The following is a 23,375-nucleotide window of genomic DNA, read 5'->3' as shown; positions in this document are numbered from 1 at the left end:
GAGCGACCGCCCGGGCACGCGGAGCCGACCGTCTGAGTACGCGGCCCACCTTCCAGGGCACGCGAGCCGACCCTCCAGGCACGCGTGATACCCGTCCGAGTACGCGAGTCGTCCGCCCAGGTACGACGAAACAGTCAGAGACGGCGCGAAAGCGGGATGCGCAGCGCGGCTTCCGTCCCGGTCGCCCGGGTCGACGACTCCTCCACGCGCACCTTCCGCAGCGACAGCGAGCCCCGCAGCTCGGACTCCACCAGCGTCCGCACGATCTGCAGGCCGAGGCCGTCCGAGCGCTCCAGCGAGAACCCCGACGGCAGGCCGCGCCCGTTGTCGCGGATGACGACGTCCAGCCAGCGGGCCGAACGCTCCACGATCAGCTCGACCTTGCCGGACCGGCCCGCCGGGAAGGCGTGCTCGATGGCGTTCTGCACCAGCTCGGCCAGCACCATCACCAGCGGCGTCGCGATCTCCGCGACCACCACCCCGAACGAGCCCTTCCGCGACAGCCCGACCTGCGACTCCGCCGTCGCGACCTCGCCGACCATCGGCAGCACGTTGTCGAGCAGCTTGTCGAGGTCGACGCGCTCGTCCACGGAGATCGACAGCGCCTCGTGCACCAGCGCGATCGACGTCACCCGGCGCACCGACTCGGCGAGCGCGAGCCGCGCCTCCTCCGACGTCGTCCGGCGGGACTGCAGGCGCAGCAGCGCCGCCACCGTCTGCAGGTTGTTCTTCACCCGGTGGTGGATCTCGCGGATCGTCGCGTCCTTCGACAGCAACGCGCGGTCACGCCGCTTCACCTCGGTGACGTCCCGGACCAGCACCAGCGCGCCCGCCGCCTGCCCGGCCGGCCGCAGGGGCAGCGCGCGGAACAGCACGACGGCGCCGCGCCGCGAGTCGGCCTCCGTGCGGCTCGACGGCTTCCCGTCGAGGGCCTCGATGATCCGGTGGGACACCTCGGTCGCGTCGAACGGGTCGCGGATCAGCGACCGCGTCAGCGGGGCCAGCCGCGTGCCGACCAAGTCGGATTCGTGCCCCATCCGGTGGTAGGCGGACAACCCGTTCGGGCTGGCGAACACGACCGTGCCGCTCGAGTCGAGCCGGATCAGGCCGTCACCCACCCGGGGTGAGGTGTGCGTGTCGGTCGCGTTGGACCCGCTGGGCGGGAACGTGCCGTCGACGATCATCTGGCACAGGTCGCCGGCGCTGCCCAGGTACGCGATTTCCAGCGGCGAAGGCACGCGCGGCGCGGCCAGGTTCGTCTCGCGGCTCATCACGGCGATGACGTCGTCGTGGAACCGCACCGGGATCGCCTCGCGGCGCATCGGCAGGTCGCGGTACCAGTGCGGGTCCTCCTCGCGGCAGATCCGCACCTCGCGCATGGCCTTCGCCAGCTGCGGGTGCTCCTCCACCGTGAACCGGGTGCCGACGACGTCCTCCGGGTGCGCGGTGGGCGCCGTCGTCGGCCGCGCGTGCGCGACGCAGACGAAGTCGCCGCCGTCCGGCTGCAGCTCCTCGGTGACCGGGACCCAGAGCAGGAAGTCCGCGAAGGACAGGTCGGCCAGCAGCTGCCACTCGGCGACGACGGTCTGGAGGTGGTCCGCCGCCTCCCCGGGGAGGCCGGTGTTGTCGGCGAGCAGTTCGGCGAGCGTGGACACGGTTACTCGACCGTCCCGAGGACGTCACCCTGCTGGACCCGGTCACCCTTCGCCACGGCGAGGCTGGTCAGCGTGCCCGCCTTCTCACTCACGGCGGGCAGCTCCATCTTCATCGACTCCAGGATCAACACGGTGTCGCCGGCGTTCAGCGCGGCGCCGGGCTCCGCGACGACCTGCAGCACGGTGCCGACCATTTCGGCCCTGATCTCGGCCATCGACACCCTCCTCGCACTCGCCCGACCACCCCATCCAACCAGAACGGGACGTCATGACACACTTGAGAGGTTGACCAGCTTTGACGACGAGGAGTGAACATGTCGAAGCGCGCCCGCAAGCGTCGCGACCGCAAGAAGAACGGCGCGAACCACGGCAAGAAGCCCAACGCCTGATTCCCGGCGTCGGCATGACGAAGGCCCCCACACGCGGTGCGGGGGCCTTCGTCGTGCTCGGGCGCTATTCGGAACGCTGCTCGAGGGTGATCTCGGTGCGCTCCACCGTGACGCCGCCGCGCGTAGCGACGGTTTGGCGGATCGACGCGCGCAGCCGGCTCTTCAGCTCGGCCGGAGCGTGGTCGCCGCCGCACTTGCGGGCCAGCAGCTGCTTGATGTGCTCGTCGATGCCGTACTCCTCGAGGCACGGCGGGCAGTCCTCGATGTGGGCGCGCAACGCGGCGTCCCGCTCCGGGCTGCACTCGCGGTCGAGGAGCAGGTAGATGTCGGCGAGCGCCTCTTCGCAGCGGACCTTGTCGGACGCGCCCTCGCACATGTCGTTCATCGCCCCGCCACCTCTTCCTGGGCCCCGCGGATGAAGCCGCGCTCGCGCGCGACGTCGGCCAGCAGGTCGCGCAGCTGGGCGCGGCCGCGGTGCAGGCGGGACATCACGGTGCCGATGGGGGTGTCCATGATCTCGGCGATCTCCTTGTACGCGAAGCCCTCGACGTCGGCCAGGTAGACGGCCAGCCGGAACTCCTCGGGCAGCTTCTGCAGGGCGGCCTTGACGTCGGTGTCGGGCAGGTTGTCCATCGCCTCGACCTCGGCCGAACGCAGCCCGCTGGAGGTGTGGCTCTCCGCCTTGGCGATCTGCCAGTCGGTGATCTCCTCGGTGGGCTGCTGCACCGGCTGCCGCTGCCGCTTGCGGTAGCCGTTGATGTAGGTGTTGGTCAGGATGCGGTACATCCACGCCTTGAGGTTCGTGCCCGCCTTGAACGACGCGAAAGCGGCATACGCCTTCAGGTAGGTCTCCTGGACCAGGTCCTCGGCGTCGGCGGGGTTGCGGGTCATCCGCATCGCGGCCGAGTACAGCTGGTCGAGCAACGGCATCGCATCCCGCTCGAAGCGCTCGGCGCGCTCGGCCTCGGTCGCTTCTTCCGGCGCTGAGTTCTGCGTGCTCGGCAAACCGTTCCCTTCCCGCTCGGCGTCGATGCGCGTGCGCGCATACGGCGACGTCGAGTTTACGCGGGGGCCGGGCACACCGCGGTTCGCCGGTGCCTCAGGGCGGCGACGGCTGCGAGAGCGTGTGGTGGCGAGCGTTGTGGTCACGCCCCGTACAACCGATCGGGTGCAGTGGGCATTCCCTAGACTTCCGCCCATGGCTGGCAAGGGCACCCCGGCGACCGCGGCTTTGACGAAGCAGAAAGTGGCGCACACGCTGCACGCTTACGACCACGACCCGCGGGCGGAATCGTACGGGCTGGAGGCCGTGGAAGCGCTCGGCCTGGACCGGGCCCGGGTGTTCAAGACGCTGGTCGCCGAGGTCGACGGCCGCCTCGTGGTCGGTGTGGTTCCGGTCACCGGCCAGCTGGACCTGAAGGCCCTGGCCGCCGCGGCGGGCGGCAAGAAGGCGAAGATGGCCGACCCGGCGGCAGCCCAGCGGGCGACGGGCTACGTACTGGGCGGGATCTCCCCGCTGGGCCACCGGACCCGGCTGCCGGTGGTGATCGACGCATCGGCCGAGAAGTTCGAGACGGTGTTCTGTTCGGCGGGGCGGCGGGGGCTTGAGGTGGAACTGGCCCCGGCCGAGCTGATCCGGCTGACCGGCGCGGTCGTGGCGCCGATCGGCGCCTGAACCGGGTCAGCTGAGCGGCCTCAACACCCGCGACAGCCACTCCGTCGCCGCTCGTGACACCGTCTCCAGGTCCTTGCCGAGGCTGTGGTCGCCGTCGACCAGGACGAGCTCGTGGTGCGGTCCCGGCTTCGGTCGCCCGAACGGGTCGCGCTCGCCCTGGACCACCAGCACCGGGACCTCGACCGCGTCCAGTTCCGGCTGGCGCGTCTTCTCCGGCCGGCCCGGCGGGTGCTCCGGGAACGCCAGGCACAGCACCGCCACCGCCTGCCCGGCCGCGGCCGTCCGGCAGGCCACCCGGGCCCCCGACGACCGGCCGCCGAACACGAACGGCAACGAGTCGAAACGCGCCGACAGGTTGTCGGCGATCGTCAGCCACGCCGTGTCCAGCTGGTTCGCCGGCGCCGGCGCGCGGCGGCCCGCGACCTTGTACGGCTGCTCGACCAGGGCCACGTGCACGCCCGCTGCCTGCGCCGCCCGCGTCACCGCGACCAGGTCCTTCGCGCCGAGCCCGCCGCCCGCGCCGTGGCCGAGCATGAGGACCGCCACGCCCTCCTCGGCGCAGTGCAGGTAGACCCGCGCCGGGCCGTACTCGGTGTCGATCTTGAGGGCGGTCATGACTTCGGCGCGTCGAACAGCGCGCCCTCGTCCTCGAGCTGCTGCCGCGGGTCGACGCGCTCGAGCAGCTCGGGCCCGTTGTTGCGGACGTTGTTGACCAGCGTCGAGATCGGCCGCAGCTCCAGCGACGAAACGATGTCGTCGGGCGTGGGCACCAGCAGGTCCTTGACGTCTTCGCGGTCCGGGTCCAGCCAGCCGTCCCAGTGCGACTGGGGCACGATCAGCGGCATCCGGTGGTGGATGTCGGTGAGCTGCCCGGCGGCGTCGGTCGTGATGATCGAGAACGTGATCAGCGGCGCCGCGTCCTTGTCGTCCTTCGGGTGCCAGCTCTCCCAGATCCCGCCGAACGCGAGCGAAGAGCCGTCCGGAGCGGTCATGTAGAACGGCTCCTTCTCCTTGCCGGTGCGGCGCCACTCGAACCAGCCGTCGGCGGGCACCAGGCAGCGGCGCGACGTCAGCGCGCGGCGGAAGGCCGGTTTCTCGGCGGCCGTCTCGGCGCGGGTGTTGATCATCCGCGAGCCGACCGACGGGTCCTTGGCCCAGAACGGCACCAGGCCCCACTTCATCATCCGCAGCGAGCGCTCGGCGGGCTCGTCCTCGAGGACCTGGCCTTCGTCGTCACGCGGGTGCCGCTGCACGACCGTGACCACGTTCTTCGTCGGCGCGACGTTGTGGTCGGCGCGCGCGTGGCCTTCGGTGAGGTCGATCGCGTCGAACTCCTCGATCAGCTTCGCCGGGTCCTTGGTCGCGGCATAGCGGCCGCACATGCGAACCTCCTCCTGCTTCAGGGGCTCCGGGTGGCGGAGCCCCCGGCCCGGGGCGGAGCCCCGGTGTGACACAGCCGGAAACGTCCGGGACGCCATCGTTACACGCAGGCCAGGGCCGTGGCGAGCGACGTGGGATCATTCGGGTGGGCACCGGCGCACGAGAGGACGAGGGTTTGGCGCGCAACGACTGGAGCAAGCTGGACGAGTCCGACGTCCGCGTGCGCCCCGGCAAGGGCACCCGGCCCCGCAGCAAGCGCCGTCCCGAGCACGCCGACGCCGTCACGGCCATGGTCATCGGCAAGGACCGCGGCCGCTGGACCTGCGCGATCGACGCCGATCCGGGCCGGGTGATCACGGCGATGCGGGCCCGCGAGATGGGCCGGACGCCGGTGGTTGTCGGCGACCGGGTGGGGATCGTCGGCGACGTCTCCGGCAAGCCGGACACCCTCGCGCGCATCATCCGCGTCGACGACCGCACCAGCTCCCTGCTGCGCACGGCCGACGACACCGACCCGTTCGAGCGGCTCGTCGTCGCCAACGCCGAACGCCTGCTGATCGTCACCGCGCTCGCCGACCCGCCGCCGCGCACCGGGTTCATCGACCGCTGCCTCGTCGCCTGCTACGCGGGCGGCGTCGAGCCGGTGCTGTGCCTGACGAAGGCCGACCTGGCCAGCCCGGACGAGCTCCTCGCGGGGTACGCGGGCCTCGACGTCCCGGCGATCGTGACCCGCTACGACGAAGAGCCCGACGGCCTCGCCGAGATGCTGAAGGACCGCGTGACGGCACTGGTCGGGCACTCCGGCGTCGGCAAGTCGACCTTGGTCAACCGCCTGGTCCCGAACGCCGACCTGGCCGTCGGCGTGGTGAGCGGGGTCGGCAAGGGGCGCCACACGTCCGTCGCGGCGGTGGCGCTGCCGCTGCCGGACGGCGGCTGGGTGATCGACACGCCCGGCGTGCGGTCGTTCGGGCTGGCCCACGTCACGGCGGACCACATCGTCGACGCCTTCGAAGAGTTCGCCGCGGCCGCCGAGGAATGCCCCTCGGGCTGCGGTCACCTGGGCGCGCCCGAGGATCCGGACTGCGCGCTCGACGACGTCGTGACCGAAGGCAAGGCGAGCCCCGAGCGGCTCGCGTCGCTGCGACGACTGCTGGCCTCCCGCGGCGGACACGAAGTGACCCGCGCCACAGAGTCCTGAGGCACCGGGAACCGGGTGGCGGCGGGGGCCGCGCCGGTGCTCACGCTCACTGCCCGCAGCGGCAACGCCACCGGCACCGCCGAACCGGCCGCCGCGGGCGACCGGACGCAGGCCAACGGCAGCAGCGGCCTGGCTTCGGCGTTCACCGACGCGATCCAGCCGGCGTCCAAGTCGGCGAAGTTCACCATGGAGGTTCGGCCGCGGCCAGACCCTCAGCGCGACCGGCGCGATGGCCATGGACGGCGCTCTCGATGACCAGCACCTCGGCCGACCAGACCACCGAGCTGCGCATGGTCGACGAGGTCATGTACACCAAGCTGCCCGCCGACCAGGTTGTCGACCTCGGCGAGCTGATGAAGAAGGCCGGTCGCTGACCGAGCGACACCGAGTAGCAGCGGCTCCCCCGAACGGGTTCGGGGGAGCCGCTGTGTTTGGGTTGTCCCATGCGCAAAGCCGCCGTCGTGCTGCTGCTCGCCCTGCTCGCCGGTGCGTGCTCCCCCGCGTCACCACCCCCCGCCTTCTCCGACGCACGGGCGCTGGCCGACGCGGCCACGGCGGCGACCACGAGCGGCGGTTCGGCGAAGTTCGGCACCGACGTCGCCGTCGGCTCGGTCCGGTCGAAGGGCCAGGGGCAGGCGCGGTTCGGCGCCGGCGGGACGTCCCAGGTGATGACGACCGACTTCATCGGCGAGCCGATGGAGCTGCGGGTGGTGGCCGGGAAGCTGTACGCGAAGGTGCCGGAGGGCTCGCGCGACGAGGTCGGCGCCGGGAAGCCGTGGGTCGTGGTCGCCCAGGACGGCACGGACCCGTTCTCGCAGGTGCTCGGCGGCAGCCTCGCGCAGCTGGCCGCGCAGAACGACCCGGCGCACACGCTGGGCGAAGTCCGGACGGCGGGCACGATCATCTCGGCGGAGCGCACCGACCTCGGCGGCGTGGCCGCGGAGCACTACCGCGTCGAACTGGAGCTGGCCCGGCTGGGCGCCGATCTACCCGCGGGCCTGTCGGCCGACGAGGCCGCGCGCGTGGGCGGCAAGTTCCCGGTGGAGCTCTGGCTCGACGACACGCACCGGCCGTTGCAGATCGTGCTCGACCTTTCGCCGATCCTCCAGGGCGCCGAAGCCCGGATCACGACCCGCTACACCGAGTGGGGCGTCCCGGTCGACGTCCAGCCGCCACCCGCGGGCGAAGTGGGCTAGTCACGTTTTCCGGCGCTGTCTCGTCCCCTCCCCGACGAAGGGAGACGAACGTGCGGGTGATGGTGATCGGAGCGACCGGCGTGCTGGGGGTGCCGGCGGTGGCCCGGCTGCTGGCTTCGGGGCACGAGGTCAGCGGGCTGGCGCGCACCGCGGATCGCGTGGCGGCGGTCGAGGCGACGGGCGCGAAACCACTGGTGGGCGACTTGTTCTCGCCGTCCTCGCTGGCCACGGCCTTGCGCGGCCACGACGCGGTGCTGAACCTGGCGACGCGGATCCCCCGGAAGGTGACGAGCAAATCGGCCTGGGCCGAGAACGACCGGGTCCGCGTTTCGGGAACCGCGGCCCTGGCGGCGGCGGTCCGGCAGGTCGAAGAGGTGCGGATCATCGTCCAGGAGGGCATCTCGTTCGTGTACGCCGACGGCGGCGACCGCTTGCTCACCGAGGAGGCTCCGCTCCGGCCACGCGGTGTGACGGCATCCTCGGTGGTGGCCCACTCGAACGTGGCGGCCCTGACGGACCGGACGGTGGTCCGCCTCCGGATCGGCACGCTGCTGGGCCCGGACCCGATGACATCGGCCCTGCTGGCAGCGGCCCGGCGAGGAGCCCCGCTGATCCTGGGCTCCCGGACGGACTGGACCACGGCGATCCACCCATCCGACGCAGCAGCGGCCGCAGTGGCGGCTTTGGACGCGCCTGCCGGGGTTTACAACGTGGGGGCACCAGCGGTGCGAAAGGGCGAGCTGGGAGCGGCAATGGCCGAGGCGGCGGGGATCAGGAAGGCCCGGGCGGTGCCGAAGTGGCTGATCTCGCGGCTACCGATGGCGGAGCCGATGGGACGGTCGCAGCGGGTGGACTCGGGAAAGCTGACGGCGGCGACGGGGTGGCGGTGTGAACGGCCGGTTCCGGGGCCGGAGTGGTTCACGGAGTGAGGTCCTGGGGTCTCGATGGAGAATTCACTGGCTCTCGATCCGGAATGCCCTCGCGGCCACGGCCTCCGCGCCTGAGAACCGGAATTGCCAGAGCCCCAGCCCCCAGACAGCCCTCGCCCTTCCCTGGCAGGGTTCCGGTAGGCCGAAGTTGTCCACAATCCATCCAACCTGTGGACAACTCGCCTCGCAGCGCCAACGACCAGCCGATCAACGGCCGAACCGCAGCCCCAACCCTCAGAGCAGCTCCAGCAGGAAAGGCAGCTCCTGCGGCGCATACCAAGCCAACTCATGATCCTCGGCATCCCCGAGCGTGAACTCCGCATCGGGATCCCCCAGATCCGCCGCATCGATCACCGCTGCCGCGGCGGCTACCGCGTCCGCGGCCTCCGGGGCGTCGACGTGGATCGCCGCTACCGCGGACAGGGGGATCGGGCCGCCGATGCGGACCACCGGGGCGTCCAGGTCCGGGCGGGGCGTCACGCCCTCGACGTCCGCCGAAATCACCACCCGGCGGGGCTCGCCCTTCTCCTCCGCCGCGATCAGGCGCAGCGATGCGCGCGCCGCGTCCAGCAGCGCCGCGTACTCCAGTTCCTCGTCCGACCCGCTCACGTACGCCTCGCGCAGCGCCGGGGTCAGCGCGAACGCCGTCCCGCTGCGGGCGCGGAACTCCCCCGAGGACTCGAGGTCGCGAAGCATCGCGATGGTCGCAGGCAGATAGACCCTCACCAGTGCGCACCCTTCAGCTCTTCCAGGGACTCCTCGATCATCCCGGCGAGGAGGTCGACGTCGAAAGCGGCCTTGCGGTCGCCGTTGAGTCCGAAGTAGACGCCGCCGTGGTACGACGTCACCCCGATCGCCAGCGCCTGGGTGCGCATCAGCGGCATCACCGGGAACATCTCGACCAGTCTGGCCTCTCCCGCGTACATCGGCACCTGCGGGCCCGGCGAGTTGGTCACCATGACGTTGAAGATCCGCCCGGACAGCGACCCCGCCGCACGCGCGCCGAGAGAATGCAGGGTAGCCGGGGCGAAGCCGCCGACCTTGAGCAGCCCGCGCGCTGCCACTGACCGGCCCGAGTCGAGGTGCTCGGCCATCGCGTGCCCGATGTGCTGCAGCCGCAGCACCGGGTTCGGCTCGCCGACCGGCAGGTCCACCAGGTAGGCGGCCACCTGGTTGCCGATCAGCGCCGGCGTCGAGTACTCCGCCGTGTCGGCGTCGCGGACCGCCAGCGGCACCAGCGCGCGGACCGTGGCGTTCGGGGTCAGCGGCTCCTCGCGCGAAAGCAGCCATTCGCGCAGCGCGCCCGTGACGGCGGCGAGCACGACGTCGTTGACCGTGCCGCCGTGCGCCGCGCGGATCTTCCGGAAGTCCTCCAGGCGGGTGCGCACCACGGCGAACACGCGGCCGCCGGACACCCGGACGTTCAGCGGCCCGGGCGGCGCCGGCCGCACCAGCGTGCGCAGCGTCGACGCGACTCCACCGACCGTGTCGGCGAACTTGCCCGCGGCCGCGGCGGCGTCGTTCGCCGCCGACCGGACGTTCTCCACGACCTCGCCCGGCCGCTGGACGCCCTCGCTGATCGCGTCCAGCACCAGCTGGGTGCGGCTCGGCTCGCGGCGCGGCGTCCAGATGTCCTCGAACGGCTCCGGCTCGGCGGGCGTCGGGTCAAGGATGAGCTGCCCCAGTTCGATCGTGCCGACACCGTCCACAACGGACTGGTGGGTCTTCGTCACCAGCGCCACCCGGTCGCCGGACAGGCCCTCGATGAAGTACGCCTCCCAGAGCGGCCGCTCCGGCGCGAGCCGCCGCGACATCAGGCGCGCGACCAGGTCGAACAGCTGCTCGTCGCTGCCCGGCTGGGGCAGCGCCGACCGCCGGACGTGGTAGTTCAGGTCGAAGTCGACGTCGTCCACCCACACCGGCCGCGCCAGGTGGCCCGGGACCTCGAGCACGCGCTGCCGGTACCGCGGCAGGTACGCCAGCCGGGCTCCGACGAGGTCGAGGAACTGTGCGTAGCTGAACCCCGACCGTGGCCGCTCGAAGATCGCGACGCCGCCCACGTGCATCGGGGTCGCGTGGTCCTCCACGTAGAGGAACGAGGCGTCCAGCGCGGAAAGGCGGTCGGGCATGGGGCGATCCTTACACAGCGAACCTCATTCGGGTTAGGCCGGCGCCACGGGCCGCGACCTGCCCGGCTGCCGCAACCTTCGCGCCGGTCGACGGCTGAATGAGGTTCGATGCAAGACTGCCCGGTGTGGGTGATGAGTCGACAATCTCGCCGAAGGACCGCTTCCTGACCGTGTACGGCCGGAAGCCGGTGCTGGAGGCGCTGGCGGACGACGGCCTCCGGGTGGACAAGGTGATCCTCGCCGACACCGCCGGCGGTCCCGGCGCGGCGGAGATCCAGCGCGCGGCGAAGGCCGCCGGCGTGCCGGTGCAGCGCGCCAGCGCCCACCGGGTCAAGGTGCTCGCCGGGAACGGGAAGCAGGACCAAGGCGTGCTCGCCGACGTCGTCGCGCCGCGGATGCGCGCGCTCGACACCGCGCTGGCCGACCGCCGGCCACCGGCGCGGGTGCTGCTGCTGGACGGCATCACCACGCCCGCGAACGTCGGGATGATCCTGCGGACGGCGACCGCCGCCGGGCTGGAGGGCGTGATCGTGCCGCGCCGGGGTGTCGCGGCGCTGGACCCGCTGGTGGTCAAGGCTTCGGCCGGGGTGGCGTTCCGCGCCCCGGTGCTGCGCTGCGGCTCGGCGCGGGAAGCCGCCGAAATGCTCGCCGAAGCCGGCTACGGGCTGTACGCCCTGAGCGCGTCGGCGAAGACGACCGTGTTCGACGTCGACCTGCCGCAGCGCGCGGCCTTCGTGCTGGGCGGCGAGACCGCGGGCGTCGGCGGGGAGGTCGGCGAGCTCGTCACGGAGTGGCTGTCGATCCCGATGCCGGGCGAGGTCGAGTCCCTGAACGTCTCGGCCGCCGCCGCGGTGCTGGCGTTCGAGCTGGTCCGCCGCGCGCGCTGAGCGCTCAACCGGCCGGGAACAGCGCGTCCAGCTCGACGAGGGTCTCCTCGACCGACCAGTGCTGCACCCCCACCATGCCCGCCTGGACGGCGCCGCGGATGTTGGCCGCCGAGTCGTCGACGAACGCGCAACTCACGGCGGGCAGGCCGAGCCGGTCGGCCGCGATCAGGTAAACCGCCGGGTCCGGTTTGGCGATGCCGACCTCCCCCGAAAACACCAGGGCGTCGAAATAGTCGAACATGGTGTTCTTGACCTCGTCCGACGCCCCGGGGGCGTTCGACAGCAGCGCGGTGCGGACGCCTCGCCCGCGCGCGGCCGCCAAGTAGTCGTAGAACCGGCCGGCGTCGGGATCGGTGAGAACTCCGGCGAAATCGACCAATAACCCTTTTAGCACCCGGCACACCATAGCCCCGTGGCCGCGACGCGGTGTCTCGGATGGCGCAACAGCGTCGGCTTAGCGGACCGGGGCCCGGGAATCCATCGCTTCGGTAGTTTTCCACCAAATCGAGCGATTCCTGTCGCCTTTCGGACCGGTTCCCGCCTCTAAGCGGTGGAGGTGGGGAAATGCCGAGTACCGGAGGGGTGGAAATGATCGAGGAACATCGTTTGAGAACACTGGTCGACTACGAAGCGCCGCGACGCGCGGAACAACCGGTGACCATGACACCGCGAGAACACCGAAGCGGCGGCGCGCGTTGCCCGGCGCCGAGGCAGCTCGAAGCGGGCGAGGTGGGCCGCCTGCTGAACATGCTGCTGGAGGCGTACGACGGCCGCCGTCCGGTGACGCAGATCCGCGCGATGGTGGCGCCGGAGGTCTACGCGGGACTCAGCGAGCCACGCCTGGCGCGGCCGCGGCACCGGACGCAGACGATCCACGTGGGCACCCCGGTGCCGGACGTGATCGAGGCGTGCGCCCGCGTGGAGGCGGACGGCCGGTCGTTCGCACTGGCGGCCCGCTTCACCCGCACGCCGACGGGCTGGCGCTGCGTGCGGTTCGCGCTGCTGAAACCGCAGCGCACCGGCGGACGGCAGGGGCGGGCGGCGGCATGAGGGCGGCCTCCGCGGCACGATCCCCGCCGGTGGAGCCCGGCCCGAGCGGGCCCGTGCCGATTGCCGGTGCAGCGCGGGCCAGGGTGGTCCCGCCGCGCAGACCGAACGCGCTCGCGCCGCTCCGGTCGAGGGAAGCTACTTGCCGCTCACAACGGGCAGCGTCGACAAGCCGCGCAACGTCGTTGTCGGGTTCCACTCCGGAGCTCCCGCGAGCCTCAGCTCCGGCAGCCGCCGGGCCAGTTCGCGGAACACGATCCGTCCCTCCAACCTGGCCAACGGCGCACCCAGGCAGAAGTGGATGCCCTGGCCGAACGCCAGGTGGCGGCCCGGCGGCCGCGTCGGGGCGAATGTCTCCGGGTCCTCGCGCGCGGCCGGGTCGCGGTTGGTGGCTCCCAGGAGCACCACCACCTGGCTCCCCGCCGGGACCGCCAGCCCGCCGAGTGTGGTGTCGCGCAGCGCCGTCCGGGCCGTCAGCTGGACCGGTGAGTCGTAGCGCAGCACCTCTTCCACCACCCGGTCGGGCGCCTCCGCCGCGGGGCTCAGGCCACCGGGGTGGCGCAGCAGCGCCAGGACGCCGTTGCCGATCAGGTTCGTCGTCGTCTCGTGGCCGGCGATGAGCAGGAGCGTGAGCGTCACCAGCAGCTCGCCTTCGCTGAGCGCGTCGCCGGCGTCGGACACCGCGACCAGCGCCGACAGCAGGTCGTCGCCCGGCTCGCGCCGCCGCTGCTCGGCCAGCTCGCGGAAGTAGCCGACGAACGACTGCCTGGCCCGGACCGCCGGCTCCACCGTCTCCGGGCGCTGCAGGAACGGCGGATCCAGCGCCCGCGCCATCGCGTGCGACCACTCCGCGAACCGCTCGCGATCGTCCAGCGGCACGCCGAGCAGTTCGGCGATCACCTCGACCGGCAACGGCTTCGCGAGCGCCGTCATCACGTCGAACCCGCCCCGGACGCGGCCGATCAGCTCGGCGGTGAGCTCCTCGATCCGCGGCGCCAGCTGCTCCACCATCCGCGGCGTGAACGCCTTCGCCACCAGCCGCCGCAGCCGCGTGTGGTCGGGCGGGTTCAGCGACAGGAACGCCCGGACCACGCGTCCTGACTCGTCGACCGGCTGGTCCGGGAGCCGGTCCGCCGGATCCAGGTACTCGGGTTCGGGGTGCCCGAAAGCCGGGTCGCGCAGCACCTGCGTGGCCTCGGCCAGCCCGCTGACGGCGAACATCCGCTCGGCCAGCACCGCGACCGGCAGGCGTTCGCGCCACCGCCGGTAGTGCGGGTACGGATCCGGCCGCCGCTCGGCCGCGAACAGCGCGAAGAACTCCTGCGGATCCGCCGACGTCGTCGTCACAGCCATCCCCCGTTCATGACACCGGGGCGTGCGGAAGACCCGCACGCCCCGGTTGCCCGCACGTCAGCGGCGCGGGCCCTTCTTGCCCTTCTTGGCGGCGTCGCGCTGGGCGGCGCGGCGGTCACGGCGGGACGCCGCCCCGCCCCCGCCCGCGGCCTGCGCTCCACCGTCGGCGTGGGACTCGACCTCGCCGTCCTCGCCCGGACCGGACAGCGTCACGCCCGACGGCTGGCCGCCACCGCCCAGGCCCTTGCCGCGCAGGGCGGCCGGGACGGACTCGGTGTCGGTCGTCGGCGGCTGCGGCGGCGCCGGACGGGCGTGTCGGCCTTCGGCCTGCCCGTTGCCCGACGTGACCCCGGCCGGCAGCGCGGCGGCGTCCTCGGCGGGCGGCGCCTCGGCCCGCTCGACCTGCAGGTTGAACAGGAAGCCGACGGCTTCCTCCTTCAGCGAGTCGAGCATCGCGCGGAACATGTCGAAGCCCTCGCGCTGGTACTCGATCAGCGGGTCGCGCTGCGCCAGCGCCCGCATGCCGATGCCCTGCTTGAGGTAGTCCATCTCGTAGAGGTGCTCACGCCACTTGCGGTCGAGGACCGTCAGCATCACCTGGTGCTCCAGGGTCCGCATGCCGTCCGGGCCGACGAGCGCGTTGATCTCCGCTTCGCGCTTGTCGTAGGCGTTGCGGGCGTCCTGCAGGAGCGCCTCGCGCAGCGCGCTCGCGTCGAGGTCGCCGTCCTCCATCAGGTCGTCCCACTCGATGCTGACCGGGTACAGCGTCTTCAGCGCCGTCCACAGCTTCTCGTGGTCCCAGTCCTCGGCGTAGCCGTTGGCGGTCGCACCGTCCACATAGGCGTTGACGACGTCCTCGAGCATGCCCTCGATCTGGTCGCGCAGGTTCTCGCCGGCGAGCACGCGGTGGCGCTCGGCGTAGATCACCTTGCGCTGCTCGTTCATGACCTCGTCGTACTTGAGGACGTCCTTGCGCTGCTCCATGTTGATCTGCTCGACCTGGGTCTGCGCGCTCTTGATGGCCTTGGAGACCATCTTGTGCTCGATCGGCACGTCGTCGGGCAGCCGCATGGTCGTCATGACCCGCTCGACCATCGTCGCGTTGAAGCGGCGCATGAGCTCGTCACCGAGCGACAGGTAGAAGCGCGACTCGCCGGGGTCGCCCTGACGGCCCGACCGGCCGCGGAGCTGGTTGTCGATGCGGCGCGACTCGTGCCGCTCGGTGCCCAGCACGTACAGGCCACCGGCCTCGCGGACCTCTTCGGCCTCGGCCTTGGACTCTTCCTTGACCTTCTCGAGGACGGCGGGCCAGGCGGCCTCGTACTCCTCGGAGTGCTCGACCGGGTCCAGGCCCTGCTCGCGCAGCACGTGGTCGGCGATCAGGTCGGGGTTGCCGCCGAGCACGATGTCGGTACCGCGGCCCGCCATGTTCGTGGCGACCGTGACGGCGCCCTTCTGGCCGGCGCGCGCGACGATCAGCGCTTCGCGATCGTGGTGCTTCGCGTTCAGCACCTCGTGCGGCACGCTCAGCTTCACCAGCAGCTTCGACAGCCGCTCGGACTTCTCCACGCTGGTCGTGCCGACCAGGACCGGCTGGCCCTTCTCGTGCCGCTCGGCGATGTCCTCGGCGACGGCCTCGTACTTCGCTTCCTCGGTCTTGTAGATCAGGTCCGGCTGGTCCTGGCGGACCATCGGCCGGTTCGTCGGGATCGGCACCACACCCAGCTTGTAGGTCTGGTGGAACTCGGCGGCCTCGGTCTCGGCCGTACCGGTCATCCCGGACAGCTTCTCGTAGAGGCGGAAGTAGTTCTGCAGGGTGATCGTGGCCAGCGTCTGGTTCTCGGCCTTGATCTCGACCTTTTCCTTGGCCTCGATCGCCTGGTGCATGCCCTCGTTGTAGCGGCGGCCGTGCAGGACGCGGCCGGTGAACTCGTCCACGATCATGACTTCGCCGTTGCGGACGATGTAGTCCTTGTCGCGGTGGAAGAGCTCCTTGACCTTCAGCGCGTTGTTCAGGTACCCGACCAGCGGGGTGTTGGCGGCCTCGTACAGGTTGTCGATGCCGAGCTGGTCCTCGACGAACCGGACGCCCTTCTCGGTGACCGCCACCGTGCGCTTCCGGACGTCGACCTCGTAGTGGTACTTCGAGTTGATCAGGTTGGTCTTCTCGACCCGCTCGCGCGACCCCATCGTGGTGGTGTCGATGCCGTTCATCAGCGGGGCGAGCCGCGCGAACTCGACGTACCAGCGCGACGACTGGTCCGCCGGGCCGGAGATGATCAGCGGCGTCCTGGCCTCGTCGATGAGGATCGAGTCCACCTCGTCGACGATGGCGAAGTTGTGCCCGCGCTGCACGCAGTCGTCGAGGCTCCACGCCATGTTGTCGCGCAGGTAGTCGAAGCCGAACTCGTTGTTCGTGCCGTAGGTGATGTCGGCGTTGTACTGGCTGCGCCGGACGTCCGGCTGCTGCTCCGACAGGATGACGCCGACCTCGAGGCCGAGGAACCGGTGGATGCGGCCCATCCACTCCGAGTCGCGCTTGGCCAGGTAGTCGTTCGTCGTGACGACGTGCACGCCCTTGCCGGGGATGGCGTTCAGGTAGGCCGGGAGGACGCAGGTGAGGGTCTTGCCCTCACCGGTCTTCATTTCGGCGACCTGGCCGAGGTGCAGGGCCGCCCCGCCCATGAGCTGGACGTCGAAGTGCCGCTGGCCGAGCACCCGCTTGGCCGCCTCGCGGCCGACCGCGAAGGCCTCCGGCAGCAGCTCGTCGAGGGACTCCCCGTCGGCGTACCGCTTGCGGAACTCGTCGGTCTTGGCCCGCAGCTCGGCGTCGGTCAGGTCCTTGACGTCGTCTTCGAGGGTGTTGATGTGATCGGCGATGTTGCGCAGCCGCTTCACCATCTTGCCCTCGCCCGCGCGGAGCAGGCGGTTCAGCACCATCCGGTCGACCTCACTAGCTGATCATGAGCGCGCCCAGGCCGGTCCCGGGCAGGTTCTCCCGCGGCGGCAGCCGTGGTCGGCGCCACCGTCCCACCCCATCGTAGGGAACGGTGGGCGTCGTGTGCACACGCCGTAGGTTCCGACATGCGGGTGGCCCGCACGCGAGCCGCGTGCGGGCCATCCGGCAAGGCCTCCTTCGAGCCGGCTCAGCCGAGCCGGATCACGCCGTAGTCGAAGCCTTTCCGCCGGTAGACCACGCTGGGCCGGCCCGCTTCGGAGTCGTTGAAGAGGTAGAAGTCGTGGCCGACCAGCTCCATCTCGTAGAGAGCCTGGTCCACCGTCATGGGCTCCGCGGTGTGCTGCTTCTCGCGAACGACGCGACCGGGCTGGTGACCCAGGTTGTCGTCGGCCCAGCTCTGCTGCTGGGGCAGGTCGATCTCGTCGGCACTCGCGAAGCCGTTCGTCTGCGGTTCGGCTTCGGGTGCGTCCAACACCGCGGTACGCGCGGCGGGACTGGCTGCGGCCGGGGAACCACCACCCGGCAGTGCCGAGGTCGCTTCGGCGACCGATTCCGGGCGGCTGCGCCCGTAGTGCACGCGCCTCCGGTCGTGCGTCCTCCGCAGCCGGTTTTCCAGCTTGGTGACTGCGGAATCGAGCGCTGCGTAGAAGTCGGCGGCACACGCTTCAGCGCGGACGGCCGGGCCCCTCCCCTTTCCGGTGATTTCGACGCGCTGGCAACTCTTGGCCTGGCGTCGGTTGGGTTCGTGGAACAGTTCCACGTCGTACCGGATGACTTTCCTGTCGTAGCGCTCGAGCCGGGCCAGCTTTTCGCTGACAAGCGCCCGATAGTGGTCGGGCACCTCCACGTTGCGGCCCTTAACGACGATGTCCATACACGACCTCCCTCGCCTGAGATGACTGCGAGCTGTTGTGTTCACACACGGCGCCGGTATTGCGGGGACGGAAGCCCGGTTCGCGGGCTGAGAAGGAACTCGGAAACGGTTCACGACGTCTCGTGCCGGTGACCGAGCGCGGACTCAGCGCACCTCCGGCGCCAGGGACATGGGCTCGTCACCTCCCTGCCTGCGGGGATTGCTGATTGCGGAGCACGTTAGCTTCCTCACGCCCGTTACAACAGCCCCCGAGCCGGGGGATGTCAGGGAATGGAACTCCGTCACCCCGCGCAGTGATCGCGGGATGGACACCAGAAAACACCCGCTGGTCGGACGCGGTCCGCGCAGCTCGGTTTCACACGGACGGCGCATCATCGCCGACTGGTGGACGCCGAGGGTGACGACCCCGTCCGGCACAGCCGCCACTCCGGTGGAGTGGTGTGGCGGCCGAGTGGTCGTGATCCGCACCCTCATGCCCGGACAACGGGCGCGGGGCCGTTCGCGTTCCCGGCGGATGTCACTCGTGTAGGTGACGTGCTGGTTCACCTGGTCGCGAGCTGGGCGGAGGGGTTTTCGTTGGGCTGGGCGGGGTGGCTTCGGCGGGCGCCGGGGTTGGTTGGCGGGTTGGGTCCCGGGGTTGGTTGCCGCGGTGGGCCACCGGGGTTGGTTGCCGCGGTGGGTCCCGGGGTTGGTTGCCGGGTTGGGTCCCGGGGTTGGTTGGCGGGTTGGGTCCCGGGGTTGGTTGCCGCAGTGGGTCCCGGGGTTGGTTGCCGTGTTGGGTCCCGGGGTTGGTTGCCGTTGGTCCGCGCCCGCAGTGCCGGGTGGACGCCGCGCGGGTTCGCGCCGGTGCGGAGGCGCGGTGGTGGCCGAGGGCGGTTGAAGACCGCGCGGAGAGCGCTCGGCGGCCGCCTGACCTGGGCGCACCGGCCCGGTTGCGCCGCGCCGGTGCGGTGGCGGGACCTGCCGCCACCGCACCGGCGGGCTGCGACGGCGGCCGCATCACCTGGGGAGACCATGGGATCACCCGGCCGAGAGCAGGGTCAGGACGGCCGAGACCGTGAAACCCTCCGCCGCCAGCGCTCGGACGCAGGCCGCGGCGGTGGCTCCCGTGGTGATCACGTCGTCCAAGACCACCACCGGGACTCCCGGCGGCGGGCGCCCGGCCTCGCGGAACCGCAGCCGGCCGGTGAGGTTGGCCGCGCGTTCCGCGTGGTCGAGGCCGACCGCGTCGCGGGCTCTGCCGGACAGCTCCAACGCCGGAGCCACCACGACCTCGAGGCCACGAGCGGCCAGGACGCTCGCCGCGGCGTTCGCGAGGCGCTCGACGTGCGGGCCGCCGCGCACCCGCGCCGCCGAGGGGCGGCTGGGGGCCGGGACCAGGCAGATCGTCCGGATCGAGGGCTTCGCCGGGCGGCGAACGGCCGCAACGCACTCCCGACCGGGTGGCCCGCTTGAGAGCGCGGTATCGGTTCCGCCCGCGGGGGCTACCGGCACGGACCCACCCGCTCGAACGGGAACGGCTAACCGCCCGAAACTCGCCGGGGCGGCGGGAGCGGAGCCGCCCACCAGTCCGGAACGTGCCGTGGTGGCGGGGGCGGGGCCGCCCATCAGCCCGAAACTCGCCGGGGCGGCAGGAGCGGAGCCACCCACCAGCCCACAACTCGCCGGGGCGGCGGGAACCGAGCCACCCACCCGCCCGGAACCCGCCGGAGTGACGGGAACCGAGCCACCCACCCGCCCAGAACCCGCCGAGGTGACGGGAGCGAAGCCACCCACCCGCCCGGAACTCGCCGGAGTGGAGTCACCCCTCCGAACCGCCGCCGCCGAGGAGAGCGCTCTCCGCTGCCCCGCCGCGGGAACGGTTCCGGTACCGGTTCCCCCCAACGGCAGCACAACCAAAGCCTCCGCCAACGCCCGCCCCAGCGACGGCGCCAGATCCCGCCGCCCCCGCTCCTTGTACGCAATCAACAACCGCCGGCCGACGCCGCGATACCGGGCCAGGGCGAACACCCGCACCAACCCCGCCGTCGGCCCGCGGACCACTTCGGAAGCCGAACCCCAAACACCCTCGCACCGGGCACAACACGGCGCCCCGCGGGCTCCGCACGCGGCGCAGCGGCTCGGGACCAGGAGATCGAGCAGTTTCTTCAGCACACGGACAGTGTCACGACCGGCACCGACAGTTTCGAACGTCCGGACGTCACCCGAACCGGTGAAAAAGATCAGCCCGGGTAGAAGGGATCCGCGTCCTTCATCGTGTGGCCCTGGGGACGCCACACCTCACCCAGGACCGAAGCCGTCCACAGGCCGCTCGTGTCCGCCACCACGATCGGCCGGCTGGGGGCCGCCGTCACGCCGTGGACCGGGGTGGTGAGGTTGGAGCTGTTGAACGCGTCCATCCGCTGGCCGTCCACCGTCACGCGGACCACCGGCTGGGACGTCGACTTCGTGACCGCCACCAGGCTGTCCTGGGCCACCCAGTCGACGTCGACGACGTCCTGGAGGTCGTGCGGCTGGAGGTGCCGCGGCTCGCGCAGGGACACCGAATCGCCGCCGCCGACCACCGAGGCCACCCACAGCTGGCCGTTGATCACCGCGGCGACGCGGGCGCCGTCGCGGGAGAAGCGCAGCTCCGTGATGCCGCCTTGCTGGGTCAGGTCCGTGGCGTTGACGTACAACGGCGTCCACTGGCCGTTCGGGCCCACCACCATCCGGCCCACCGAATACTGGTCGACCACCGTCCACACCTCGCCGGTGCCGGGGCGCCACGTCGGGCGGCTCAGCGTGGTGCCGCCGAGGGTGACCATCGGCAGCTCGTGGCCGAGGTCGCCGATCCGCAGCCGGACCCGGCCGTCCTCGGCGCGCTCCACCACCGCCAGGCGCTTGCCGTCGATCGACTGGGCGGCGCTCACGACGTCGTAGCCGCCGTTGCCCGCCGGGCCGGCGATCGGCGCGCCGTCGCCGAGGGAGCGGACGCGGCCGCCGACCGTCATCAGCCCCGGCAGCTCCAGGCTGGGCGACAGCGAAGCGCCGTACGCCGGCAGCTCGCTCAGCCGCCAGTCCGGGTGGTTCGCGACGAGCGGGGCGCCGTCGGCGAGGATCCGGATCCGCGCCGACGTGACGTACTGGAGCGAAAGGACGATCTGCGCCGCGATCAGCTTCCGGGTGTCGTCGGGGACGCCCGTCAGCCCGGTCAGCGGCACGACCAGCGTCCCGTCGTCGAGGCTCTTGACGTTCGTGTCGATCTCGACCGGCTCGCCGAGCAGGTTCTTCACCGACCCCGCCAGGCTCGTCGACGGCCCCGTGACCAGCAGGTCCATCACGCGGCCCGGCAGCCCCGACTGCGGCTTCGCGACGACGTAGCGCCGATCGGGGACGAAGGTCGCCGCCGACTCCGAGTAGAAGCTCACCGGCACCGGCGTGTAGTTCTCGCTGAAGTCGGACTCGGTCGCGTACAGGTCGGCGGGCGGGTCGACGATCCGCCACTGGCCGTTCGCCTGCTTGCGCACCTTCACCTGCAGCAGCGCCGAGCTGTAGTCCGGCACGAACGCGCTGTTCTGGTCGAGCGTGCCGATGTCGATCCCGCGGACGTTGACGACCAGCGTGTTCGGGTCCGGCTGCGGGTTCGTGTCGTAGACCGTGCCGAAGGTGTTCTGGATGATCGTCAGGCTGCGGCTCGGCCGCCAGCTCGCGCGGCCCGCGTCGTCCAGGTACGCGCGGGAGGCCGCGTTGTTCTGCCCCGGCTTGAGCGTCGCGCCGACGAAGTCGCGGACCAGCGTCAGCGGGTCGATGCCCGGCTCCGGCTCGGGCACCACGTCACCCGAGCCCTGGCCCTGCCGTTCGCCGGAGACGACCACGGGCTGGGACTCCAGCGGGACGTTGGCACAGCCGGCCAGCAGCACCAGGCCCACCGCCGCGGGCAGGAGCCGCGACCGCCGGCGCCGCGCCCCGGACCCCCGAAAAGCCTGTTGTTTCACTGCCCGATTCCCTCACGTTCGGCGAAGATCGCCTCAGGTGCCGGCGTGACGTCGATGACCCCCAGCGGCACCTCGCCCGCGAGGCGGTCGGGCGGCGGCAGGACCAGCGGCGGGTCGCCGGCGGGCACGTCCTGGCGCCGCGGCAGCACGAGCCGGAAGCAGGCGCCGTGGCCGAGTTCGCCCCAGGCGTCGAGCTCGCCGCCGTGCAGGCGCGCGTCCTCCTGGCTGATCGCCAGGCCGAGCCCGGTGCCGCCGGTGCGGCGGTTGCGCGACGGGTCGGCGCGCCAGAACCGGTTGAACACCAGGTCCGCCTCGCCGAGCCGCAGGCCGACGCCGTGGTCCCGGACCGTGATGGCGACGGCGGTCTCGTTCGCCGCGACGGTGAGCACGACCGGCTTGCCCTCGCTGTGGTCGACGGCGTTGGCGAGCAGGTTGCGCAGGATCCGCTCGACGCGGCGGGCGTCGACCTCGGCGACGACCTCCTCGTCGGGCAGCACGAGCTCCACCGAACTGCCCGCGTTGCCGGCGATCACCCGCACCTGCTCGACCGCGCGGGTGGCGATCGGGCGGACGTCGATGAACTCCGCGGCCAGCTCCTCGACGCCGGCGTCGAGCCTGCTGATCTCCAGCAGGTCGCCGAGCAGCGCTTCGAACCGGTCGAGCTCGTCGACCAGCAGCTCGGTCGAGCGCGCGAGCCCGGCCGGGAACTGCTCGCGGGACGCGTGCAGCACGTCCGCGGCCATCCGGACGGTGGTCAGCGGGGTGCGCAGCTCGTGCGAGACGTCGGAGGTGAACCGGCGCTGCAGCCCGCCGAACTCCTCGAGCTGGCGGATCTGGCGCTGGATGCTGGCGGCCATCTCGTTGTAGGACACCGCGAGCTTCGCCAGGTCGTCCTCGCCGAGCACGGCGAGGCGCTGGTCGAGATCACCCCCGGCGAACTGCTCGGCCGCCGCGGCGGCCGAGCGGACCGGCCGCACCACCTGCCGGGTCACCAGGTTCGTGATGCCGGCCAGCAGGAGCAGCAGCACGAGCCCGCCGACCAGCAGCGTGTTCTGCACGGTCGAGACGGTGTTCTGCTCGGTCGTCAGCGGGAACAGCAGGTACAGCTGCAGCGGGCTGGCGACGGTGTTGAGCGGCGTGCCGACGATCAGGTACGTCGTGCGCCCGCCGTCCACGTCGGTGACGGTGTGCTCGAGCCAGCTCATCTCGTTGGCTTCGACGAACTGGCGCAGCCGCGGCGGCACGTTCTCGAACGGCCCGGCGGACACGGGCGCGTCGCGGGACTGGTCGTGGCCGCCGTTGGCGAGCACCGGGACGAACGTGCCCGCCGCCGAGCCGGCCGCGTCCTGGCTGGTCGGCGTGATCGCGATCTTCTTCAGCGCGTTCTGGAGCCGGTTGCGCATCGCGTCGGGCGTCTCGCCGCCGAGGCCGACCAGCTCACCGGCGGCGGTGTCCGCGGCCGCGCGGGTCTGCGTGATCGCGGCGTCGCGCTTGGTGTCCAGCAGCCGCTCGGTGATCTGGTTCTGCAGCACCATGCCCAGCACGAACACGACGGCCGAGGACAGCGCGAGCGTCGACACGGTGACGCGGAACTGCAGCGAGTGCTTCCACAGCTCGTTGAACGCGACCGCGCGACGGCGCGCGAAAACGACGACACGCCGCACCAGGCGTGCCGTCGTACGCGCGAACGCGGGGATCCGTCTGCCGGTCGCGAGGGTCATCGAGTG

At 71.7% G+C, this 23,375-nt stretch carries 24 protein-coding genes; 9 read left to right on the top strand and 15 right to left on the bottom strand.

Annotated features, from left to right (window positions below; genetic code table 11):
- Nucleotides 1-134: 134 nt before the first annotated feature.
- Together ACH54P_RS36915 and ACH54P_RS36910 are read right to left on the bottom strand one after the other, a co-directional pair.
- A complete protein-coding gene (locus ACH54P_RS36915) occupies nt 135-1,655 on the bottom strand; it encodes a sensor histidine kinase (protein ID WP_489907914.1) in 1,521 nt (506 codons plus the stop codon).
- A 2-nt stretch (nt 1,656-1,657) separates the two neighbouring features.
- Nucleotides 1,658-1,870: a biotin/lipoyl-binding carrier protein gene (locus ACH54P_RS36910; protein WP_489907913.1), complete on the bottom strand. Its 213-nt coding sequence runs from the start codon at nt 1,868-1,870 to the stop codon at nt 1,658-1,660.
- Between the two features lie 99 nt (nt 1,871-1,969).
- On the opposite strand from ACH54P_RS36910, the gene ACH54P_RS36905 reads away from it, so the two are divergent.
- On the top strand, nt 1,970-2,044 hold the full coding sequence (locus tag ACH54P_RS36905) for a 50S ribosomal protein bL37 (RefSeq protein WP_098515123.1): 75 nt from the start codon (nt 1,970-1,972) through the stop codon (nt 2,042-2,044).
- A 64-nt stretch (nt 2,045-2,108) separates the two neighbouring features.
- On the opposite strand, the gene rsrA is transcribed toward ACH54P_RS36905, so the two are convergent.
- Both rsrA and ACH54P_RS36895 read right to left on the bottom strand, forming a co-directional pair.
- A complete protein-coding gene (gene rsrA / locus ACH54P_RS36900; RefSeq protein WP_003059781.1) occupies nt 2,109-2,429 on the bottom strand; it encodes a mycothiol system anti-sigma-R factor in 321 nt (106 codons plus the stop codon).
- The gene (locus tag ACH54P_RS36895; protein ID WP_086858446.1) at nt 2,426-3,049 is read right to left on the bottom strand and encodes a sigma-70 family RNA polymerase sigma factor; all 624 of its coding nucleotides are present in this window, start codon (nt 3,047-3,049) and stop codon (nt 2,426-2,428) included. Before ACH54P_RS36895 ends, rsrA begins: the two co-directional genes overlap by 4 nt.
- Before the next feature lie 193 nt (nt 3,050-3,242).
- Here ACH54P_RS36895 and ybaK point away from each other — a divergent pair, with 193 nt between their 5' ends.
- Nucleotides 3,243-3,719, top strand: a complete 477-nt coding sequence (gene ybaK / locus ACH54P_RS36890; protein WP_489907912.1) for a Cys-tRNA(Pro) deacylase — start codon at nt 3,243-3,245, stop codon at nt 3,717-3,719.
- Nucleotides 3,720-3,725: 6 nt separating this feature from the next.
- Here ybaK and ACH54P_RS36885 read toward each other — a convergent pair whose 3' ends face one another.
- Together ACH54P_RS36885 and ACH54P_RS36880 are read right to left on the bottom strand one after the other, a co-directional pair.
- Nucleotides 3,726-4,334, bottom strand: coding sequence for an alpha/beta hydrolase family protein (locus tag ACH54P_RS36885; protein WP_489907911.1), 609 nt, complete (start codon nt 4,332-4,334; stop codon nt 3,726-3,728).
- Complete coding sequence (locus tag ACH54P_RS36880) at nt 4,331-5,101, bottom strand: SOS response-associated peptidase (protein WP_489907910.1); 771 nt, start codon at nt 5,099-5,101, stop codon at nt 4,331-4,333. Before ACH54P_RS36880 ends, ACH54P_RS36885 begins: the two co-directional genes overlap by 4 nt.
- A gap of 173 nt (nt 5,102-5,274) precedes the next feature.
- Between ACH54P_RS36880 and rsgA the strand changes: the two genes are divergently transcribed.
- The 5 genes from rsgA to ACH54P_RS36855 all read left to right on the top strand — a co-directional run bounded on the left by rsgA (nt 5,275) and on the right by ACH54P_RS36855 (nt 8,422).
- Complete coding sequence (gene rsgA / locus ACH54P_RS36875) at nt 5,275-6,297, top strand: ribosome small subunit-dependent GTPase A (protein ID WP_489907909.1); 1,023 nt, start codon at nt 5,275-5,277, stop codon at nt 6,295-6,297.
- A 36-nt stretch (nt 6,298-6,333) separates the two neighbouring features.
- Nucleotides 6,334-6,552, top strand: coding sequence for a hypothetical protein (locus ACH54P_RS36870; protein WP_489907908.1), 219 nt, complete (start codon nt 6,334-6,336; stop codon nt 6,550-6,552).
- Nucleotides 6,549-6,671: a hypothetical protein gene (locus ACH54P_RS36865; protein WP_489907907.1), complete on the top strand. Its 123-nt coding sequence runs from the start codon at nt 6,549-6,551 to the stop codon at nt 6,669-6,671. The genes ACH54P_RS36870 and ACH54P_RS36865 overlap by 4 nt, the downstream gene beginning before the upstream one ends.
- 69 nt (nt 6,672-6,740) lie before the next feature.
- Nucleotides 6,741-7,493 carry an SCO4651 family lipoprotein gene (locus tag ACH54P_RS36860; protein WP_489907906.1) on the top strand — a complete coding sequence of 251 codons (753 nt, stop codon included), beginning with the start codon at nt 6,741-6,743 and terminating at the stop codon, nt 7,491-7,493.
- Between the two features lie 59 nt (nt 7,494-7,552).
- On the top strand, nt 7,553-8,422 hold the full coding sequence (locus tag ACH54P_RS36855) for an NAD-dependent epimerase/dehydratase family protein (protein ID WP_489907905.1): 870 nt from the start codon (nt 7,553-7,555) through the stop codon (nt 8,420-8,422).
- A gap of 234 nt (nt 8,423-8,656) precedes the next feature.
- Here ACH54P_RS36855 and ACH54P_RS36850 read toward each other — a convergent pair whose 3' ends face one another.
- Both ACH54P_RS36850 and ACH54P_RS36845 read right to left on the bottom strand, forming a co-directional pair.
- Nucleotides 8,657-9,148: a DUF6912 family protein gene (locus ACH54P_RS36850; RefSeq protein ID WP_489907904.1), complete on the bottom strand. Its 492-nt coding sequence runs from the start codon at nt 9,146-9,148 to the stop codon at nt 8,657-8,659.
- Nucleotides 9,145-10,551, bottom strand: a complete 1,407-nt coding sequence (locus ACH54P_RS36845) for a WS/DGAT/MGAT family O-acyltransferase (RefSeq protein WP_489907903.1) — start codon at nt 10,549-10,551, stop codon at nt 9,145-9,147. The genes ACH54P_RS36850 and ACH54P_RS36845 overlap by 4 nt, the downstream gene beginning before the upstream one ends.
- A 125-nt stretch (nt 10,552-10,676) precedes the next feature.
- On the opposite strand from ACH54P_RS36845, the gene ACH54P_RS36840 reads away from it, so the two are divergent.
- A complete protein-coding gene (locus ACH54P_RS36840; protein ID WP_489907902.1) occupies nt 10,677-11,438 on the top strand; it encodes a TrmH family RNA methyltransferase in 762 nt (253 codons plus the stop codon).
- A 4-nt stretch (nt 11,439-11,442) separates the two neighbouring features.
- Here the strand turns inward: ACH54P_RS36840 and ACH54P_RS36835 are convergent, their stop codons facing one another.
- A complete protein-coding gene (locus ACH54P_RS36835) occupies nt 11,443-11,817 on the bottom strand; it encodes an HAD-IA family hydrolase (RefSeq protein WP_489916852.1) in 375 nt (124 codons plus the stop codon).
- A gap of 209 nt (nt 11,818-12,026) precedes the next feature.
- Here ACH54P_RS36835 and ACH54P_RS36830 point away from each other — a divergent pair, with 209 nt between their 5' ends.
- A complete protein-coding gene (locus ACH54P_RS36830) occupies nt 12,027-12,488 on the top strand; it encodes an Rv3235 family protein (protein WP_489916850.1) in 462 nt (153 codons plus the stop codon).
- Nucleotides 12,489-12,623: 135 nt separating this feature from the next.
- Here ACH54P_RS36830 and ACH54P_RS36825 read toward each other — a convergent pair whose 3' ends face one another.
- The 6 genes from ACH54P_RS36825 to mtrB all read right to left on the bottom strand — a co-directional run bounded on the left by ACH54P_RS36825 (nt 12,624) and on the right by mtrB (nt 23,369).
- On the bottom strand, nt 12,624-13,838 hold the full coding sequence (locus ACH54P_RS36825; RefSeq protein ID WP_489907901.1) for a cytochrome P450: 1,215 nt from the start codon (nt 13,836-13,838) through the stop codon (nt 12,624-12,626).
- 57 nt (nt 13,839-13,895) lie between these two features.
- Nucleotides 13,896-16,778, bottom strand: coding sequence for a preprotein translocase subunit SecA (gene secA, locus ACH54P_RS36820; RefSeq protein WP_489907900.1), 2,883 nt, complete (start codon nt 16,776-16,778; stop codon nt 13,896-13,898).
- Nucleotides 16,779-16,984: 206 nt separating this feature from the next.
- The gene (gene hpf, locus ACH54P_RS36815; RefSeq protein WP_489907899.1) at nt 16,985-17,671 is read right to left on the bottom strand and encodes a ribosome hibernation-promoting factor, HPF/YfiA family; all 687 of its coding nucleotides are present in this window, start codon (nt 17,669-17,671) and stop codon (nt 16,985-16,987) included.
- Between the two features lie 1,020 nt (nt 17,672-18,691).
- Nucleotides 18,692-19,015: a hypothetical protein gene (locus ACH54P_RS36810; protein WP_489907898.1), complete on the bottom strand. Its 324-nt coding sequence runs from the start codon at nt 19,013-19,015 to the stop codon at nt 18,692-18,694.
- Between the two features lie 878 nt (nt 19,016-19,893).
- On the bottom strand, nt 19,894-21,648 hold the full coding sequence (locus ACH54P_RS36805) for an LpqB family beta-propeller domain-containing protein (RefSeq protein ID WP_489907897.1): 1,755 nt from the start codon (nt 21,646-21,648) through the stop codon (nt 19,894-19,896).
- Nucleotides 21,645-23,369 carry an MtrAB system histidine kinase MtrB gene (gene mtrB, locus ACH54P_RS36800; protein ID WP_489907896.1) on the bottom strand — a complete coding sequence of 575 codons (1,725 nt, stop codon included), beginning with the start codon at nt 23,367-23,369 and terminating at the stop codon, nt 21,645-21,647. The genes ACH54P_RS36805 and mtrB overlap by 4 nt, the downstream gene beginning before the upstream one ends.
- Between the last annotated feature and the right edge of the window lie 6 nt (nt 23,370-23,375).

The organism is Amycolatopsis sp. N2S4-7 (assembly GCF_058119595.1).
The sequence above is the reverse complement of the archived record's forward strand: the minus strand, read 5'-3'. Positions and strand labels throughout refer to the sequence as shown.

What these genes read in the sequence shown, in the direction of transcription:
- ACH54P_RS36855 (WP_489907905.1), top strand. Translation starts at nt 7,553, where the DNA reads ATGGTGATCGGAGCGACCGGCGTGCTGGGGGTGCCGGCGGTGGCCCGG.
- ACH54P_RS36845 (WP_489907903.1), bottom strand. Translation starts at nt 10,551, where the DNA reads ATGCCCGACCGCCTTTCCGCGCTGGACGCCTCGTTCCTCTACGTGGAG.
- rsrA (WP_003059781.1), bottom strand. Translation starts at nt 2,429, where the DNA reads ATGAACGACATGTGCGAGGGCGCGTCCGACAAGGTCCGCTGCGAAGAG.
- ACH54P_RS36885 (WP_489907911.1), bottom strand. Translation starts at nt 4,334, where the DNA reads ATGACCGCCCTCAAGATCGACACCGAGTACGGCCCGGCGCGGGTCTAC.
- hpf (WP_489907899.1), bottom strand. Translation starts at nt 17,671, where the DNA reads ATGGACATCGTCGTTAAGGGCCGCAACGTGGAGGTGCCCGACCACTAT.
- secA (WP_489907900.1), bottom strand. Translation starts at nt 16,778, where the DNA reads ATGGTGCTGAACCGCCTGCTCCGCGCGGGCGAGGGCAAGATGGTGAAG.
- ACH54P_RS36865 (WP_489907907.1), top strand. Translation starts at nt 6,549, where the DNA reads ATGACCAGCACCTCGGCCGACCAGACCACCGAGCTGCGCATGGTCGAC.
- ACH54P_RS36825 (WP_489907901.1), bottom strand. Translation starts at nt 13,838, where the DNA reads ATGGCTGTGACGACGACGTCGGCGGATCCGCAGGAGTTCTTCGCGCTG.
- ACH54P_RS36830 (WP_489916850.1), top strand. Translation starts at nt 12,027, where the DNA reads ATGATCGAGGAACATCGTTTGAGAACACTGGTCGACTACGAAGCGCCG.
- mtrB (WP_489907896.1), bottom strand. Translation starts at nt 23,369, where the DNA reads ATGACCCTCGCGACCGGCAGACGGATCCCCGCGTTCGCGCGTACGACG.
- ACH54P_RS36860 (WP_489907906.1), top strand. Translation starts at nt 6,741, where the DNA reads ATGCGCAAAGCCGCCGTCGTGCTGCTGCTCGCCCTGCTCGCCGGTGCG.
- ACH54P_RS36880 (WP_489907910.1), bottom strand. Translation starts at nt 5,101, where the DNA reads ATGTGCGGCCGCTATGCCGCGACCAAGGACCCGGCGAAGCTGATCGAG.
- ACH54P_RS36910 (WP_489907913.1), bottom strand. Translation starts at nt 1,870, where the DNA reads ATGGCCGAGATCAGGGCCGAAATGGTCGGCACCGTGCTGCAGGTCGTC.
- ybaK (WP_489907912.1), top strand. Translation starts at nt 3,243, where the DNA reads ATGGCTGGCAAGGGCACCCCGGCGACCGCGGCTTTGACGAAGCAGAAA.